We start from the raw sequence: 15,410 nt of genomic DNA, 5'->3' as shown, positions 1-15,410 counted from the left end.
GTGGGCCCGGAGGGAACCACTCTGTCAAGTATAGCAGGCGATTAGAGGTCGATACCAACACAGAAAGTTGGTACATATGCGATATTTGGGGCTGGTGTCGCTATTTTTGAGGTTGAGTGCCTCAGAATTCTGGCCAGAAAAAAGGGGCCCGCATGCGCTGAGCCCCCTCGAGTTTGGAAGTTTATCCAAACTGCGTAAAAATTATTGTTCTTCAGTGGCTCTAGATTGAACGGTTCTAATTCCATTCATCTCATTGAGCGGAAGAACTCTGACGCGCGGCTGAATTCCCTCGAATTCATCGCACATCTCGAGCGCCGAGATTGCTGCCGAAGACAACCCGGTTATCGTACCAGGTTTCATCTCATTTAGCCGCAAATTCACCTTCTCCGTAAGTCTCGCCATAGGCATCCCTCCCTAAACAGCGTTGACCCTGCAATTATGCAGGAAGAATGGTTGACCGTACCTTTCCAAATGAACCGTCAACAAATCGTGATACTGTCGTATCGCGCTTTGCAGAGCTTTATTAGCCGAAAAGTCGTCAATCTCAAGGCGAAGCGACTGCAATTTTTCGAGGCTCAGCGACCGCCCATGCGAGTGCCATAACCGGTGATCCGACAAAGCAGCCGCGATTTCCTCCGCACGCACCTGCTTTTCATCCAAGGTAACACGATCACCTTTGTTGGTAGTTCTATGGACGGTCCAATCTTTAAATTTGTACTCCACCAACCATTTTTTCAGTAGATCAATCGATAGATCCCGAGCTTGCTCGTAGAGAGCCAGAACTCCGAGATCCATACTCTTCAGAAGAACAACGTCCGCCGGGGCCAAAGTGGGTTTAGCCGAAATCTCCGCAACTTTGTCTAAGTACCCGAGAGCCGCTACGTACCCGCTCTGGTCTGCAGCTATCACCTGGGGATCGATCGGCCCCAAGGCAGAAGAGTAATCCATCATAATTCGGTCGCCAGACATGCAGAAAATCGTACCTGCAGACATAGCCATTTCCGGTACAATGAATGTCACGTCGTCGTAGTGCTGCCGGATTACCGTTACATATCGATCCACAGTTTCCGCCGACCCACCGGGCGTCTTCAAAACTACTGCTAGTTTCCTGTCGGAACGCTCGGATAGGCTGACCACATCTTCAATAAAGTCGCGGAACACGCGAAATTGAGACGGGTGGATTGCCCCAAAATAGAAAATAACATCCTGATCTAATTGTTTTTCTAGATCCTCAGCCTTCGTGTTAATCACATTAAAAACAGTGTGATCAAGATCAGTCGGATTCATGACACCTCCCCGGGTTGAGCCCCCCTAATACCGCAACCCAACGATTCTTCCAATCTGTTCAAAATTTGAGATTGAAGACACGGAAACCAGCTTCCGGTGAATGGCGTGAACGAGAGGCTCCTTTTTTCGCCCACCGACTTTGCTCTAAATATCATGCTAAATAAATATTGGAACTAATCATCATCGTATACTGTAAATCCGCATAATTGCACAAATATCGGTAGGTAAATATTTAATAAACTGATTAATACTAGCGATTACACTATTTTCGAATAAGTATAGTTTCTAAGCCATTGATTTAAAATCGAATAAGTCCGATTTGTTGGTATCGTCAAAAAAATGGCTCGATACCAACAGCGATACCAACAGTACCTCTACCTGAGATTCAGTATCAGTATCAACGACAAGCCACGCAAGGCGATTTCGCAAATGAAATCAATCGGCTTCCCAGAACTAGAATTCCCGTAAGTTGCTATTTTTAATAGCATTTTTAGCTTTGGTGGGCCCGGAGGGACTCGAACCCCCAACCAAGCGGTTATGAGCCGCCGGCTCTAACCAATTGAGCTACAGGCCCCGCTGTTAAAGCGTAGGCCCATGGTTACTGGCTCTTCGCGGGCGCGCCAAGACGGGTGTGCAGGCAATATTACGGCTTTGACATCATGATGGCGAAATTGGACCGCGCGCGTTCAGCGTGCGCTCAGGCGCGAAGATGTTAGAGTCGCCATCAACGCCAACAAGCCGCCGCCTCCATCCCGGAGCGGTCGGCGCATTCGCCACGGAGTTTTGTGCATGATCCGCGCCCTGATTACCTCGACCGCCCTCGTCGCCAGCCTCGCCGCGCCCGCTTTCGCCCAGGCCGGTGAGAGCGAGCCGACCCTGTCCCTGTCAGAGAGCGCAACAGTGCAGATCGCGCCGGAATTCGCGACGGTCTCGTCCGGCGTCGTGAGCCGCGCCGAGACGGCCCAGGATGCCGTCCGCGCCAACGCGGCGGCCATGAGCCGGGTCTTTGACGCCCTGCGCCGGGCCGGCGTCGAAAATGATGACATGCAAACGGCCCAGCTGTCGGTGTCGCCGGTCTATGCCGACCGCCAGGCCCCCAACCAGATCGAGCGCACGATCATCGGCTACGAAACCCGCAACCAGGTCGCCGCCAAGGTGCGCGACACAAGCCGGGTTGGTCAGGTCATCGATGCGATGGTCTCCGCTGGCGCCAACAATATCAACGGCGTGACCTTTGGAGCGGAAGACACTGACGACGCTCTGGACAATGCGCGTCGCGAAGCGATCGCGGCCCTTTTGGCCAAGGCCGAACTGTTCGCCGGTGCGGCCGGGTTCGAACTGTGCGGGATCCGCCGGATGGGCGAAAGCAATTACCGCCCGCAGCCGGTTTATGAAAGCCGGATGATGGCCATGTCTGACAGCATGTCGACACCAGTGGCTGCCGGGGAGTTGACACTCACCGCCACGGTCAGCGCTGATTTCTGCATCAACCAGTAATCAGTAAGCTGGATCAGGCCGCCTGGGGCTTGGCGATGACCTTGTTGTGCTCGTCCAGCAGGACCACGACCGGGTCATGCTGCTCGGCCTCGGCGGCTTCCATCCCGGCATAGGCGACCACGATGATGCGGTCACCGACCTGCGCCAGGCGTGCCGCTGCACCATTGATGCCGAAAGTCCGGCTGCCACGTGGAGCCTCGATGGCATAGGTGGTGAAGCGCTCGCCATTATTGATATTGAGCACATCAACCTGCTCGTGCGGCAGGATACCCGCCGCCTCGAGATAGTCGCGGTCGATCGAGATCGAACCTTCATAGTGAAGGTCGGCCTGGGTCACCGTGGCCCGGTGCAGTTTGCATTTCATCATGGTGAGGCGCATGGCGCTCCTCCAACAACAACATATTGCGGTGCACATACGGGTTGGCGCGACAAATTTCAACGCTTGGCCACCGTATGTGCGGATCACAACAATGTTGGTTCTCGCGGCCGATTTTCATGCCCGGACGCGAGCCGGCCCTGTCCGAACCGACGGCACATGAACGCCAATTACAAGGAGGCCTCATCGAAGGTTCATGCAGGACGTGCAAAAACCGGCTATACTCTTTTGCTGGGGAGATGAGCATGACGTCCCGATTGACCTTTATGGCCCCGCTTGCCGCGATGGTGCTGGTCACCGCCGGCTCGCCGGCACAGCAACAACCGACAGGCACGCCGCCGGGCACCGCGCCGACCGGACAGACAGTGCCGAGCCAGCTCGACACGTCGGTTCTTCGCCGTGTGACCCTGCAGCAACCAACCCGGGAGCCGCGGCCTGACGCGCCCGTGCCGATGGCAATCAACTGGGGCGAGGCCGGCGAGGATGTGCAGCTCCAGGCCCGCGAATACCGGCGCTTCGACACCGTGGCCGCCGTCTCGCAAGGCAGCCTGCCATTCGCCCGTCCGACCAATCCGGAAGCGGCCGGCGTTGTCGCCACCCGACTGCCGGTCCTGATACCGGGACGCGATGCCCTCGGCGTCGGCAATGAGGCCAGGATCCTGCTTTTCCCGCAGGAGAATTTCTACACATTGTCGGTCACCGCGCCGGGCCTCGTCATCGAGGTGTTCGGCACCCGGCTGGCCCACGCCAGAGCCCCCGACCCGCTTAGCACACGGCGCCTCAATGCCACCAATGGCGACGGTTATCGCATCAGCGAGACCGAGTATGGGCGCGAGCTGAGCTTCAACCGTTACGGGGCCGCCTATTCGATCACGGTGGAATGTGACAGCCCGACCGGCGATACGCGCTGCGCGACCGATGCCTATATCCGCAACCTGGCCAACTCGCTGATCCTTGCCGCCGGTACGCCCGACGCGGGGGGCCAGTGATGTCCCGCGAAGCCGAACTCACTCTCGCCGCCGCCGTCGCCGCAGCCGGTATTGCTGCCATGATCTGGTGGCCGATCGAGGATGCCCCGGCACCGTCCGCGGGCAACGAAGTCATCGAACCCGAGCCGGTCGAGCCAGAGCCGGAGCCCGCCGAACCTGAAGAACCGGACCCTGAACCGGAACCAGAACCGGAACCCGAACCACCGGCCGATCCCGTGGATGATGCCGGCGACCTCTTCGCCTACATGCCGGCCGGCGACCTGGTGGAAGACTCCGGTACCGGCCAGACGGTACAGATCAATTATGCCCCTGACATGCGCTTTCCGATGGAAGCCGGACAGGCCTATGCCAACAGCCAGGTCTACGGCTATGGCGGCTATCTCGGGCCGACGGGCGGCCAGTGCAATGCCGACAATTACGCCTATGCCTGGCGCGACAATTTCTGCGAGACGCGCGGTTATGGCACGCCGATGTGCCCGGCCGGTGTCGGCCACCAGGGGCAGGACATCCGCCCGGCCAGCTGCCAGGACGACACCCATTGGGCGGTTGCCACCGCGGCCGGAACCATCACCTCGATCGGCACCTATTCGGTCCGGCTGATGACCGATGACGGTGTCCGCTACACCTATCTCCATCTCGACAAGGACACGTTGCTGGTAGAAGCCGGTGACACGGTCGAGCGCGGCGAACGTCTTGGCTATGTATCCAACGAATTCGGTGACACCGCGACCACAATTCATCTGCATTTCGAGATCAAGATGGCGGTCGACACGGGGTCGGGCATCCAGAACACGCCTGTGCCGCCCTATCTGGCGCTCGTCGACAGCTATGAACGGCTGATCGCCGGCGATGAAACCTGAAACGACCGACGGTCAAAGGGATACTGAATGAAACATGTTGCGTTGATCGGCTTGCTGGCCGCCGGCCTCCTGGCTGGCTGCGAGGATGGTAGCTATGACGAGGCCGAGGCCGGGGCCGGGGAGCGCATGTACGCGATCTCCGACGAGGTCACCGTCACCGGTTCGCGTCAGGCCCGAGACGGTTTCATGGCCAGCGCTCCACAACCGGCTCCGCCTCCGCCGCCCTCGCTGGACAACGCACAATCACCTGGCGGCCCGCAGGTCGACGATATGGTGCAGCGGCTGATCGCCTACAGTTTCAACTATCAGCTCGAGACCCCGGCGGACGCCACCGCAAGCCTGATTGATCGCCACCGTGAGGCCTGTCTGGGTGCAGGCGCCGACACATGCCAAGTGATCAACGCAAATGTCTATGAGCAAGGCCATGGCGTCGCCGGGACCCTGTCCTTGCGCGCCCTCCCGGTCTGGATCGAGACTTTCCGCGACGGCCTGGCGGACGACGTCGATGCTGCCGACGGGCGGATCCGCAACCAGTCCCAGTCGGCACAGGACCTGACCTCGACCATCTATGACATGGAAGCGCGGCTCGAAGCCAAGCGCACATTGCGTACCCGCCTGACCGCCCTGTTGGAACGCCCGGGCGCCTCGGTCGAGGAAATGGTCCAGGTCGAGCGCGAACTGGCCCGGGTCCAGGGCGATATCGAAGGCTCGGAAGCGCAAATTCGGGCCATGCGGGGACGCGTCTCCATGTCGGCGCTGACGCTGAACTACACCTCACGCGTCGAGCCGGTCTCCCGCAGCGCCTTCGACCCGCTCGATCGCGCCTTGCGCAATCTGACCGGCAATTTTGCCCGCGGGCTGGCCAACATGCTCACCTTCCTCGCCGGTTTCCTGCCCTGGTTGATCGTGATCGTGCCGACAGGCTGGTTCCTCACACGCTGGTTTGGCGGCATGCTGAAGCGCCGTCGCGAAGCCGCTGCAAAGACCTGACGCGGAACGGGTCGCCGCCGCGCTGGCAGGACCGTAAAGCGGGAATTAACCCTGGTAGTATGTCTTGGGGCCAGCCGAGGTCACCCCATGCCACGCTACCGACTGCTCATCCCGCTCAGCGCGGCATTCTTCTGCCTTGTGGTCTTCACCGCCCTGTCGCTGCATGTCCGGTCGCAGGAGCATTACGCGGTACGCGTTCATCTCGAGGAGATCGCGGCCAGCCTCCAATTCAATCTGACCGAACGGGTCGGGATTAACCTGGCGGGTCTGGAGCGGATGGCCAATCGCTGGATTCGGGCCGGTGGCACGGACCAGTCCGAGTGGCGGGCGGATGCGCTGAATTATGTCGACGATCATAACGAGTTGCGTTCGGTTCAATGGGCCAATCCGGACTTCACCCTGGAGTGGGTCGAGCCGGTAGCCGGCAATGAAGCCGTGATCGGCCTCGACATCCTGTTCGAGGAAAGCCGGGCCCGTGCGGTCATGCAGGCCGTCAATTCCCGGCGTGCCAACAACAGCGCCGCGATAGACTTCATCCAGGGTGGAACCGGGTTTCTCGCCTATTTCCCACTCTTTGACGGTGACAGTTTCGACGGGTTGATTGTCGGCGTGTTCGACGCTGCCAACATGGTGGCGGCGGGGCTGCCAGGTGAATACGTCGATTATGTCGCCATTCGCGTCAACGAGGCCGGCGAGCTGATCCATGAATCAGGCACGCCGGTCAGCCTCCGGTTGGAAGCCCAACGCACCGTCGCCCTGCCCGGCTCTGTCTGGACCGTCAGCCTTTACCCGGCCGCCCCGCTCTATGCGGAAGAGTTCACCTCAATCCCGATCTTCCTGCTCGGCCTTGGCGTCCTGCTGTCGATCGGGATCGGATTTGGCACACATCTCCTGCTCAGTGGCCAGGCCCGCCAGACCGAGCTCACCCTGGAGCGGGAATCCGCATTCGATGAGCTGGAACGCAACCGCGAACGCATGGCGCTGGCTGTTCGCGGATCAGCCGATGGCTTCTGGGACTGGGACCTTCAACGGCGCGCACTGTACCATTCCCCGCGACTGCGGGCCTTGCTCGGCCACCCGGAGGAGGCAGCGCATTTCGACGCTTCCGACTATGCGGCGGATGTCCATCCGGATGATTTGGAGCGTTCGGCTAAAGCCTTGCAGGCCCACATCAGAACCGGATCAGACTACGATCTCCAGATCCGTTTCCGATGCGCCAATGGCGAGTATCGCTGGTTCCGGACCCGCGGCATCGCCCAGCGAAATGATGGGCGAGCGGTGCGAATGGCCGGGTCCATCACCGACATCACCGACCTTATCGAGGCGCGCGACCGCGCCAATGCGGCCAACCGCGCCAAGTCCGACTTCCTGGCCAATATGAGCCACGAAATCCGCACCCCGATGAACGGCATTCTCGGCATGGCGCGCGTTCTGGCCGACAAGGACCTGCCCGACGACGTGAACAGCAAGCTCAACGTGATCGTCCGCTCCGGCGATACGCTCATGCACCTGCTCGACGACATTCTCGACCTGTCCAAGATCGAGGCCGGTCAGATCGAACTCGACTCGGCACCCTTTGATCTTGAAATCATTGGATCGCGGGTCGAGGCGCTGTATCGGGACCATGCGGCCAAGAAGGGCTTGACGCTTGAGGTCGAGGTGACCGACCGCGATGGCCTGTCGCGTCATGGAGACCCGCTGCGCCTGTCGCAGATCGCCAACAACCTGGTCGCCAACGCGATCAAGTTCACGGCCACCGGCACGGTCCGCATGACGCTCGGCCCCGCAACCGATGCGCCGGATGACGACAGGGTCGAGCTGGTCGTCAGCGATACGGGTATCGGCATGAGCGATGAACAATGCCAGTCCGTGTTCGACAAGTTCGTGCAGGCTGACAGCTCGACCACTCGCCGTTTCGGCGGAACAGGCCTGGGGCTGGCGATCTGCAAGGGCCTGACCGACCAGATGGGCGGCACCATCGACGTCTCCAGCGTCCCCGGTCAGGGCACGACCTTCACGGTCAGTTTGCCCCTGGCACCGGTCGCCGCCGACACCGCGTCTCAGCGCCCGCCGGACCTCATCGCGATCGGCGGGCCGCTGCGGGTGGACGGCCGCCCGGCGCGCATTCTCGCGGCCGAGGACAACCTCACCAACCGGCTCGTCCTGAAAGCCTATCTCGACAAGCTGGCGGTCGACCTGACCATGGTCGAGAACGGCGCCGAAGCGGTCACGGCCTTCCTCAACGAACAATACGACCTGGTTCTGCTGGACATTCAGATGCCGGTGAAAAACGGCGAGGATGCCGTCACCGAAATCCGCGCCTTCGAACGCGACCAGGGCCGGTTGCCGACCCCCGTCGTCGCCCTCACCGCCAATGTCATGGCGGATCAGGTCAATCGCTATGCCATGCTCGGATTTGACGCCCATACCGAGAAGCCGCTGAGCCCCGAAGGGCTCGAACGCACCATGCGGCGCCTGTTAATGGGCACCAATCTTCGTCGATCTGCCCGCCCGGCTACAGCCCGGCCGCGCTGATCCTTTGGGCGGTCAGCTATCGTCGACCGGTCAGGTGCAGGACAATCTCGCGCCGGTGCGGCCGATGACGGTGCTCGAACAGATAAATCCCCTGCCAGGTCCCCAGCATGAGCCGCCCGTCGGCAACCGGAATCCCGAGCGATGTCTGGGTCAGCGCCGCCTTGATATGCGCCGGCATGTCATCCGGCCCCTCCGCCGTATGCGCCAGCCAGGACATGGACGGGTCGTCACCGACCGGCACCAGCCGGGCGAAGAAGGCCTGCAGGTCCCGCTGAACGTCGGGATCGGCGTTTTCCTGGATGACAAGCGAGCAGGAGGTGTGTCGCACGAAAACGGTGAGCAGGGCGTCGGACGGGTTTAATTCGGATACGAAACGTTGGGCCTGATGCGTGATCTCGTGGAGGCCGGGACCGGTGGTCTGGGTGTGGAAGCGGTGGAGGGGCATGGGTCAGAACCTCTACCCGGAGGGACATGTAGCTTTGGAGCGCGTCCCATCGAAAACGGATCGCCTGCTAAACAGTGTCCCGAATAAGATCGCAAATCGTCAAGATTTCTTGCTCGCTCGACACACGGGCAGTGATTTCACCATCACCCCGCTCTTCAGATTGGGAAAGCACGCTTTTGACCCTTGCATAATCTAATTTGGAGCGCTTTAGCTCAGGTCTCCGAACATAGAACAAGAGCCAATCTCGAGCAGGGGCCAAGGAAAAACACCAGTCCCCGCCGCGCTTTATACGTAGAGAGCTCATATATCCGTGCGTTTCCGCTTCGATAGCGATGTCCGAGATGCGGGGCATCTCCAAGACAGCACACCAGAAGGCACAAGCGACGTCCTCGGCCTCGATTTTTGCGTACAGCGCGCGCAGCGCTTCACCCTGTTTCATTTGAGACCCATATCACAAAAAAGCCGGCCCTGGGGCCGGCTTTTTCAATGTCTGAACCTCAAGCTCAGGATCAATTATCCAGGAAACTCCGCAGCTTCCGAGACCGGCTCGGATGCTTCAGCTTCCTCAGCGCCTTCGCCTCGATCTGGCGGATCCGTTCGCGGGTGACCGAGAATTGCTGGCCGACTTCTTCCAGCGTGTGGTCCGTATTCATGCCGATGCCGAAGCGCATGCGCAGGACACGTTCTTCACGCGGCGTCAGACTGGCAAGAACCCGCGTTGTGGTTTCGCGCAGATTGGCCTGGATGGCGGCATCGATCGGCAGGACGGCATTCTTGTCCTCGATGAAATCACCCAGATGGCTGTCTTCCTCGTCGCCGATCGGCGTTTCCAGGGAGATCGGCTCCTTGGCGATTTTCATCACCTTGCGAACCTTTTCCAGCGGCATGGCCAGCTTTTCGGCCAGCTCTTCCGGGGTCGGCTCGCGGCCGATCTCGTGCAGCATCTGGCGGCTGGTGCGGACGATCTTGTTGATCGTCTCGATCATGTGCACCGGGATACGGATGGTGCGCGCCTGGTCGGCGATCGAGCGGGTGATCGCCTGGCGGATCCACCAGGTGGCATAGGTCGAGAATTTGTAACCGCGGCGATACTCGAATTTGTCGACGGCCTTCATCAAGCCGATATTGCCCTCTTGGATGAGATCCAGGAATTGCAGGCCGCGATTGGTGTATTTCTTGGCGATGGAGATGACGAGACGCAGGTTTGCCTCAACCATTTCCTTCTTGGCCACGCGCGCCTCGCGCTCGCCCTTCTGGACGGTGCGGACAATGCGGCGCAGGTCTTCGATCGGCACGCCGGCGCGCTGGGTCAGATCGGCGAGATCGTCACGGATCTTGCCGGCATCAACGCCTTCACGGTCGATAAAGCGCGCCCAGGCCTTGGAGGTGGACGCCATCGAGGTCGGCCATTCCGGATTCAGTTCATTGCCGAAATAGCTGTCCATGAACTGGGCCCGCGGCACGCCATGGGCATCAGCCATGCGCAAGAGCTTGCCTTCCAGCGCCATGCGTTCCTTGTTGATCGCATAGAGCTGTTCGACCAGTGCCTCGATCCGGGCATTGTTCAGGTGCATCGTGTTGAGATTGGTCACGATGGCGTTCTGGAAGCCCTCGTATTTCTCGCGGCTCTGCTTGGTCAGGTCCTTGCCCTCGATGCGGGCGGCAACCAGCTTGTCCTGCAGCTTGCGGAAGGCGGCAAAATCGGTGGCGATGGAATCCAGTGTCTCCATCACGCCGTCACGCAGTTCAGCCTCCATGGCCGACAGCGACAGCGAGACACCGTCTTCATCATCATCGTCATCATCATCACTGGATGATGATTCACCGTCTTCGTCGTCGCCATCCTCACCGGACTTTTCCGACTTCTTGTCGTCATTCTCGCCGTCGTCCTCGTCATCGGACTCCGGTTTCGGCGTCGTGCCACCGGCCGGCGTCGGGGTTTCACCCTCGCCCGTACCATCGGCATTCTCGTCCTCGTCTTCAGCGGCCTCGGCCTGCTGGCCGCCATAGGTGGCGTCGAGATCGATAATGTCACGCAGAAGGACCTGGCCCTCCTGCAGCTCGTCGCGCCAGACCATGATGGCTTCGAAGGTCAGCGGGCTTTCGCACAGGCCGCGGATCATCGCATTGCGACCGGCCTCGATGCGCTTGGCGATGGCGATCTCGCCTTCGCGCGACAAGAGCTCGACCGAGCCCATTTCGCGCAGATACATGCGGACAGGGTCATCGGTGCGGTCAGCAGAGGACGGGGTGTTGAGACCGGTGACGGCGGTCTTGGAGGCGCCGGCCACAGCGCGGCTGTCGCTCTCTTCCTCGTCATCACTGTCATCATCGTCATCTTCCGATGACGTCGTGGACGCCGCAGCCGCACCTTTCGCCGGTTTCGGCGTTTCGGCGGCGTCGTCATCCACATCGCTGTCATTGTCGACGACATTGATGCCCATTTCCGACAGTTGGGCGAGCACGTCCTCGATCTGCTCGGACGAGAACTCCTCGCTCGGCAGCACCGCGTTCAACTCGTCATGGGTGACATAGCCGCGCTTCTTGGCGGTCTTCACCATGTTCTTGACGGACTGGTCGGTCAGGTCCAGCAGCGGACCGTCCGAGTTTTCCGTCGCGTCGTTGGCTTCAGCCGATTTGCTCATCTAATCGTCCCTTGTCGCGCCGCCCTGGGGGCGCGCAATCAGAATTATACGCATCAGGATGATTCTGAACGAGAGCTTTCATGCCGGTAGGCGTCAACTACCTGCCGAAAGCGTTCCGAATCCGCCTGCTTGAGTTCTTCGTCCAGACGGGCGCGCGCCTCATCACGACGTGTCTGTGCTTCGCTTCGTTCCATATAGGCGTGAGCCAGCCGCTTCCAAGCCTCAGCCCTCACCTCTGGAGACGCCTCCATACCGCCCAGTTCCGCTCGCATGGGTCTGCGCTCACCGTCGAGCCGCTTTATCTCTGCCGCGTATCCGGCATCGGCCAATTCGGCCCTTAGCGTGTCGGTCTGCACAAACTGCCCAGAAGAGCAGGCGTCTAGAACGGCGTCGCGCAGCCTGTCAAGCGATCCCAACCGCAAAAGCGCGAGGGTTTCGACCTGCGAGGCGGCGATTTCCGGGTATTCCATGGCAGCAACCAGCAGCAGATGTCCCAGCCGCGCGGTTGGATCGGCCTGTCTGGACTGCTTGTTGCGCAGCTCCGCCGTGGCCCCCAGCGCCACGCCCTTGCCCGGCTTCCACGGTCCGCGCTGACCGCGCTGTCCCGACTGCGGACGGGCGCCGAACAACGCATCCATTCGCTGGTCGAACTCGCGCTTGTACTCCTCGCGGATATCGCCATCGGTGATCTGGCTGACCAGCGCCCGGACACGGCGTCGGAAACCGGCACGGCGATCAGGGTCATCCAGCGGCTCGACCAGAACCTCGCGCTCCCAGATCAGATCGGCCAGCGAGCGCGTCTCGCGGAACACCGCCCGCAGCGCATTGGCACCTTCCTCGCGCAGTATGTCATCCGGGTCCTTGCCATCGGGCATGAAGGCAAAACGCAGGGTCTTGCCCGGTTGCAGCAGCGGCAAGGCGCGGTCGGCCGCCTTGAAGGCCGCGGCGCGGCCGGCACTGTCACCATCCAGGCACATGACCGGTTCGCCGCCGGCGCGCCATAAAAGCTGGATCTGCTCCTCGGTGATAGCGGTTCCCAGCGGGGCGACACCGTGTTCCAGCCCCGCCCGCGACAGTGCGATCACATCGAGATAGCCCTCGGCAACGATCAGGCCGCGAATGTCCTGCTTGGGGTCGGACGCCGCCTTGCGGGCTTCAGGATAGCGATAAAGCACCGACCCCTTGTAGAAGATCGGGGTCTCCGGCGAGTTGAGGTATTTCGCCCGCGCCTCTTTCGACAGCGCCCGCCCACCAAAACCGACCAGCCGATTGCGCGGATCATGGATCGGGAAGGTGATGCGATCGCGGAAGCGGTCATAAGGCGAGCCGCTGTCGGGCTCGATCAACAGCCCGCACTCGATCAGGTCGGAAACCGGTGCCCCGGCGGTGACCAGCTCGTCCTTGAGGGCGGTCCGGCTTTCCGGCGCATAGCCAATGCCATAGCGGACGCAATCCTCACCGGTCAGACCGCGAGACTTCAGATAGCGGCGCGCCTCCTCGGCTTGCGGCGAACGCAGTGCGCGCAGGAAAAAGGTTTGAGCGCTCTCCATCCATTCGACCAGTGATTTTCGGTGCTGGGTCTTTTGCTGGCTCTCCGGATCCGGCTCGGGCAGGCGAAGCCCCGCCTCGCCGGCCAGACGCTCGGCCGCCTCCATGAAGGACAGGCCTTCCATCTCTTCGAGCCAGGTGAAGATGTCGCCATGCTTGCCGGAGGCAAAACAGTGATAGAAGCGCTTCTCGTCATTGACGAAAAAGGAGGGCGAACGCTCTTTCTTGAAGGGCGAGAGGCCAACGAATTCGCGGCCCTGGCGCTTCAGCGGAACCGAGCGGCCAATGAGGTCCGACGGGCGCACGCGGGCCTTGATCTCGTCGATGAAGTCCTCATTGAGACGCATGACCGTCGAATACCCTGTGACCGCGACCCGCCCCACACAGATCAGCCGTGCATGATGCGCGCGAAAGCCGCGCGCGTCACGTCCTCAATCCGCAACCGGTAGCCGGCCACAATCAGTTTCCGGATCAGGCCGAAGCCAGCAGGGTCTTCACCTTGGCGCCGGCCTTGGCGAAATCCATGCGGCCGGCATAGCGCGATTTCAGCTCGCCCATGCAGCGGCCCATATCCTTCAGACCGGTGGCATCGAGCTCGCTGACCACGGACTGGGCGGCATCGGCGATCTCGCCATCATCCATCGGCTTGGGCAGGTATTCGCGCACGATGGCCGCTTCGTCGCGCTCGGCTTCTGCGAGATCGAGACGGCCGGCCTTCTCGTAGGTCTCGGCGCTTTCCTCACGCTGCTTCACCAGCTTGGTGAGCAGGGTCATGATTTCGGTGTCACCACAGCCGGAGCAGCGGTCTTCCGCGCGGGCGGCGATGTCGCGGTCCTTGATGGCAGCCGAGATCAGGCGAAGCGTCGACAGACGCGCCTTGTCCTGGGCCTTCATGGCCGTTTTCATATCCGTGATGATGCGTTCGCGAAGCGACATGGTGGAAATCAAACCTATCCGGGCGCCGGAAGCGGCGCTTTGTGACGGGGTCTCCGGGGAGAAGAACCTGTCGATTGCACGCGATCGCGTGCCAATTGTTTCGAACAATGCCGGGCCTTTTGTTGTTCGCAAGACGCGTAAGCGACATTTGCCCCCGAAACGAGGGGCCGGGGATTATGCCCTTGGCGGCAAAGAATCAAGCCCGATTGTAAATCGTGATCGAATGTCCGGTTTGCAAATTCGACACGGGCGCCCGCAACTCAACCATCTGCAGCCCCGCCATCAATGCTGTATCCCCATGCGAGGGCGCGCTTGCGCAGCGGTTCACACACTGGCCCGGACAGGGCCGCCGCATAATGGCGCCAGCGCTCACGGGAGGTGGCGTATAGCGGCTGCGTCACCTGACTGGCGCTGGGTGTCGATATCCGGCCTCGTGCCCGCGCGGTCTCGAAAAACCGTGCCTGCCCCTCCTCCCACTCAAGGCCGAGCATCGACATGACCGGAGCGACCTCTGACCGGAGGTCATCGATCAGCGCCTCGTACCGAACCTCGACGAGCCTGGGCTGACGCCAGCCCACAAAACGGTCCCAGTGATCGAAACTGGCCGAATGGAAGCTGGCGATACGCTCCATCCGGGTCATCACCATCATCGCATTGTTGGGGGCATAGTCCTGGGCAAAATTGCTGAGCGCAACGTCAAGCGGATGGCGCCGGGCGAGGATGAAACCCGCTGCCGGGAACATGCGGTGGATCACGGCCGCCCAGTTCATGTTGAGCGGCAACTTGTCGATGACTGTCACGTTGTCAGCGACCTCTCCGGCGTGATGCGCCAGCCGGACCCGGTAGGCGGCGCGGAGAACAGCCGGGTCGGTTGCGGCGATCGCGTCGAGCCATGCCTCCGAGAACAGCGTCTCATCGCCACTGAAACCCGGCACCGCGGCGCGCAGGGCCTCGATAAGGACGGGCGCCTCCTCCAGCACCTCGACCCGGCTGTGGGCGCGCAGGATGCTATCGAGCAGGGTGGTCCCTGAACGCGGGAACCCGACAAGGAAAACAAGATCGGCGCCAGCCTCAGTGTCAGTTCGGTCATCGGACGTTTGCGCGAGCGGCGTCCCGGCCTCGATCTCCGCTGTCAGGCGCTGGTCCAGACTGGCCAGCCGCGCCACCGGAACCGTGTGGTCACAGTGCCCCGGTTCTTCCCAATTGGCCTCAAGCAAGGCGTTTGCAGCAACAAATCGCGCCCAGGCTTCATCATGGTGACCCAATCGATCCACGATCTGGCCGGCCATGAACAAGGCAACC

13 protein-coding genes and 1 tRNA gene are annotated in these 15,410 nt (G+C 61.1%); 5 read left to right on the top strand and 9 right to left on the bottom strand.

Annotated features, from left to right (window positions below):
* Positions 1 to 414: 414 nt before the first annotated feature.
* Both ACN0X9_RS12950 and ACN0X9_RS12945 read right to left on the bottom strand, forming a co-directional pair.
* On the bottom strand, positions 415 to 1,287 hold the full coding sequence (locus tag ACN0X9_RS12950) for an SDH family Clp fold serine proteinase (protein ID WP_417487982.1): 873 nt from the start codon (positions 1,285 to 1,287) through the stop codon (positions 415 to 417).
* Positions 1,288 to 1,784: 497 nt separating this feature from the next.
* A tRNA-Ile gene (locus ACN0X9_RS12945) sits at positions 1,785 to 1,861 on the bottom strand.
* A 215-nt stretch (positions 1,862 to 2,076) separates the two neighbouring features.
* On the opposite strand from ACN0X9_RS12945, the gene ACN0X9_RS12940 reads away from it, so the two are divergent.
* Positions 2,077 to 2,784, top strand: coding sequence for an SIMPL domain-containing protein (locus ACN0X9_RS12940; RefSeq protein WP_417487981.1), 708 nt, complete (start codon positions 2,077 to 2,079; stop codon positions 2,782 to 2,784).
* Between the two features lie 13 nt (positions 2,785 to 2,797).
* Here the strand turns inward: ACN0X9_RS12940 and panD are convergent, their stop codons facing one another.
* Positions 2,798 to 3,163, bottom strand: coding sequence for an aspartate 1-decarboxylase (gene panD / locus ACN0X9_RS12935; protein WP_417487980.1), 366 nt, complete (start codon positions 3,161 to 3,163; stop codon positions 2,798 to 2,800).
* Positions 3,164 to 3,405: 242 nt separating this feature from the next.
* On the opposite strand from panD, the gene ACN0X9_RS12930 reads away from it, so the two are divergent.
* The 4 genes from ACN0X9_RS12930 (at position 3,406) to ACN0X9_RS12915 (ending at position 8,534) form a co-directional block, all read left to right on the top strand.
* The gene (locus ACN0X9_RS12930; protein ID WP_417487979.1) at positions 3,406 to 4,149 is read left to right on the top strand and encodes a hypothetical protein; all 744 of its coding nucleotides are present in this window, start codon (positions 3,406 to 3,408) and stop codon (positions 4,147 to 4,149) included.
* Positions 4,149 to 5,009, top strand: a complete 861-nt coding sequence (locus ACN0X9_RS12925; protein ID WP_417487978.1) for a M23 family metallopeptidase — start codon at positions 4,149 to 4,151, stop codon at positions 5,007 to 5,009. Before ACN0X9_RS12930 ends, ACN0X9_RS12925 begins: the two co-directional genes overlap by 1 nt.
* Before the next feature lie 27 nt (positions 5,010 to 5,036).
* On the top strand, positions 5,037 to 5,999 hold the full coding sequence (locus ACN0X9_RS12920; RefSeq protein ID WP_417487977.1) for a DUF4349 domain-containing protein: 963 nt from the start codon (positions 5,037 to 5,039) through the stop codon (positions 5,997 to 5,999).
* A gap of 87 nt (positions 6,000 to 6,086) precedes the next feature.
* Positions 6,087 to 8,534, top strand: coding sequence for an ATP-binding protein (locus ACN0X9_RS12915; protein ID WP_417487976.1), 2,448 nt, complete (start codon positions 6,087 to 6,089; stop codon positions 8,532 to 8,534).
* 16 nt (positions 8,535 to 8,550) lie between these two features.
* On the opposite strand, the gene ACN0X9_RS12910 is transcribed toward ACN0X9_RS12915, so the two are convergent.
* The 6 genes from ACN0X9_RS12910 to ACN0X9_RS12885 all read right to left on the bottom strand — a co-directional run.
* Positions 8,551 to 8,979 carry a secondary thiamine-phosphate synthase enzyme YjbQ gene (locus ACN0X9_RS12910; protein WP_417487975.1) on the bottom strand — a complete coding sequence of 143 codons (429 nt, stop codon included), beginning with the start codon at positions 8,977 to 8,979 and terminating at the stop codon, positions 8,551 to 8,553.
* A gap of 67 nt (positions 8,980 to 9,046) precedes the next feature.
* Entirely contained in the window at positions 9,047 to 9,418 is a 372-nt protein-coding gene (locus ACN0X9_RS12905) for a hypothetical protein (RefSeq protein WP_417487974.1), read from the bottom strand.
* A 70-nt stretch (positions 9,419 to 9,488) separates the two neighbouring features.
* The gene (gene rpoD, locus ACN0X9_RS12900) at positions 9,489 to 11,624 is read right to left on the bottom strand and encodes an RNA polymerase sigma factor RpoD (protein ID WP_417487973.1); all 2,136 of its coding nucleotides are present in this window, start codon (positions 11,622 to 11,624) and stop codon (positions 9,489 to 9,491) included.
* 53 nt (positions 11,625 to 11,677) lie between these two features.
* Positions 11,678 to 13,519, bottom strand: a complete 1,842-nt coding sequence (gene dnaG, locus ACN0X9_RS12895) for a DNA primase (protein ID WP_417487972.1) — start codon at positions 13,517 to 13,519, stop codon at positions 11,678 to 11,680.
* Positions 13,520 to 13,643: 124 nt separating this feature from the next.
* Entirely contained in the window at positions 13,644 to 14,108 is a 465-nt protein-coding gene (locus ACN0X9_RS12890) for a GatB/YqeY domain-containing protein (RefSeq protein WP_011644068.1), read from the bottom strand.
* Positions 14,109 to 14,368: 260 nt separating this feature from the next.
* Positions 14,369 to 15,410, bottom strand: a 1,042-nt coding sequence (locus tag ACN0X9_RS12885; protein ID WP_417487971.1) for a sulfotransferase family protein, incomplete at its 5' end; no start/stop codon positions are given.

This window comes from Maricaulis sp., assembly GCF_048268525.1.
Lineage (GTDB): Bacteria > Pseudomonadota > Alphaproteobacteria > Caulobacterales > Maricaulaceae > Maricaulis.
This window is presented reverse-complemented; position numbering and strand designations above follow the sequence as displayed.

Bases quoted from the DNA above. Each gene is read 5' to 3' on its own strand.
- ACN0X9_RS12950 (WP_417487982.1), bottom strand. From the start codon at position 1,287: ATGAATCCGACTGATCTTGATCACACTGTTTTTAATGTGATTAACACG.
- ACN0X9_RS12940 (WP_417487981.1), top strand. From the start codon at position 2,077: ATGATCCGCGCCCTGATTACCTCGACCGCCCTCGTCGCCAGCCTCGCC.
- panD (WP_417487980.1), bottom strand. From the start codon at position 3,163: ATGCGCCTCACCATGATGAAATGCAAACTGCACCGGGCCACGGTGACC.
- ACN0X9_RS12930 (WP_417487979.1), top strand. From the start codon at position 3,406: ATGACGTCCCGATTGACCTTTATGGCCCCGCTTGCCGCGATGGTGCTG.
- ACN0X9_RS12925 (WP_417487978.1), top strand. From the start codon at position 4,149: ATGTCCCGCGAAGCCGAACTCACTCTCGCCGCCGCCGTCGCCGCAGCC.
- ACN0X9_RS12920 (WP_417487977.1), top strand. From the start codon at position 5,037: ATGAAACATGTTGCGTTGATCGGCTTGCTGGCCGCCGGCCTCCTGGCT.
- ACN0X9_RS12915 (WP_417487976.1), top strand. From the start codon at position 6,087: ATGCCACGCTACCGACTGCTCATCCCGCTCAGCGCGGCATTCTTCTGC.
- ACN0X9_RS12910 (WP_417487975.1), bottom strand. From the start codon at position 8,979: ATGCCCCTCCACCGCTTCCACACCCAGACCACCGGTCCCGGCCTCCAC.
- ACN0X9_RS12905 (WP_417487974.1), bottom strand. From the start codon at position 9,418: ATGAAACAGGGTGAAGCGCTGCGCGCGCTGTACGCAAAAATCGAGGCC.
- rpoD (WP_417487973.1), bottom strand. From the start codon at position 11,624: ATGAGCAAATCGGCTGAAGCCAACGACGCGACGGAAAACTCGGACGGT.
- dnaG (WP_417487972.1), bottom strand. From the start codon at position 13,519: ATGCGTCTCAATGAGGACTTCATCGACGAGATCAAGGCCCGCGTGCGC.
- ACN0X9_RS12890 (WP_011644068.1), bottom strand. From the start codon at position 14,108: ATGTCGCTTCGCGAACGCATCATCACGGATATGAAAACGGCCATGAAG.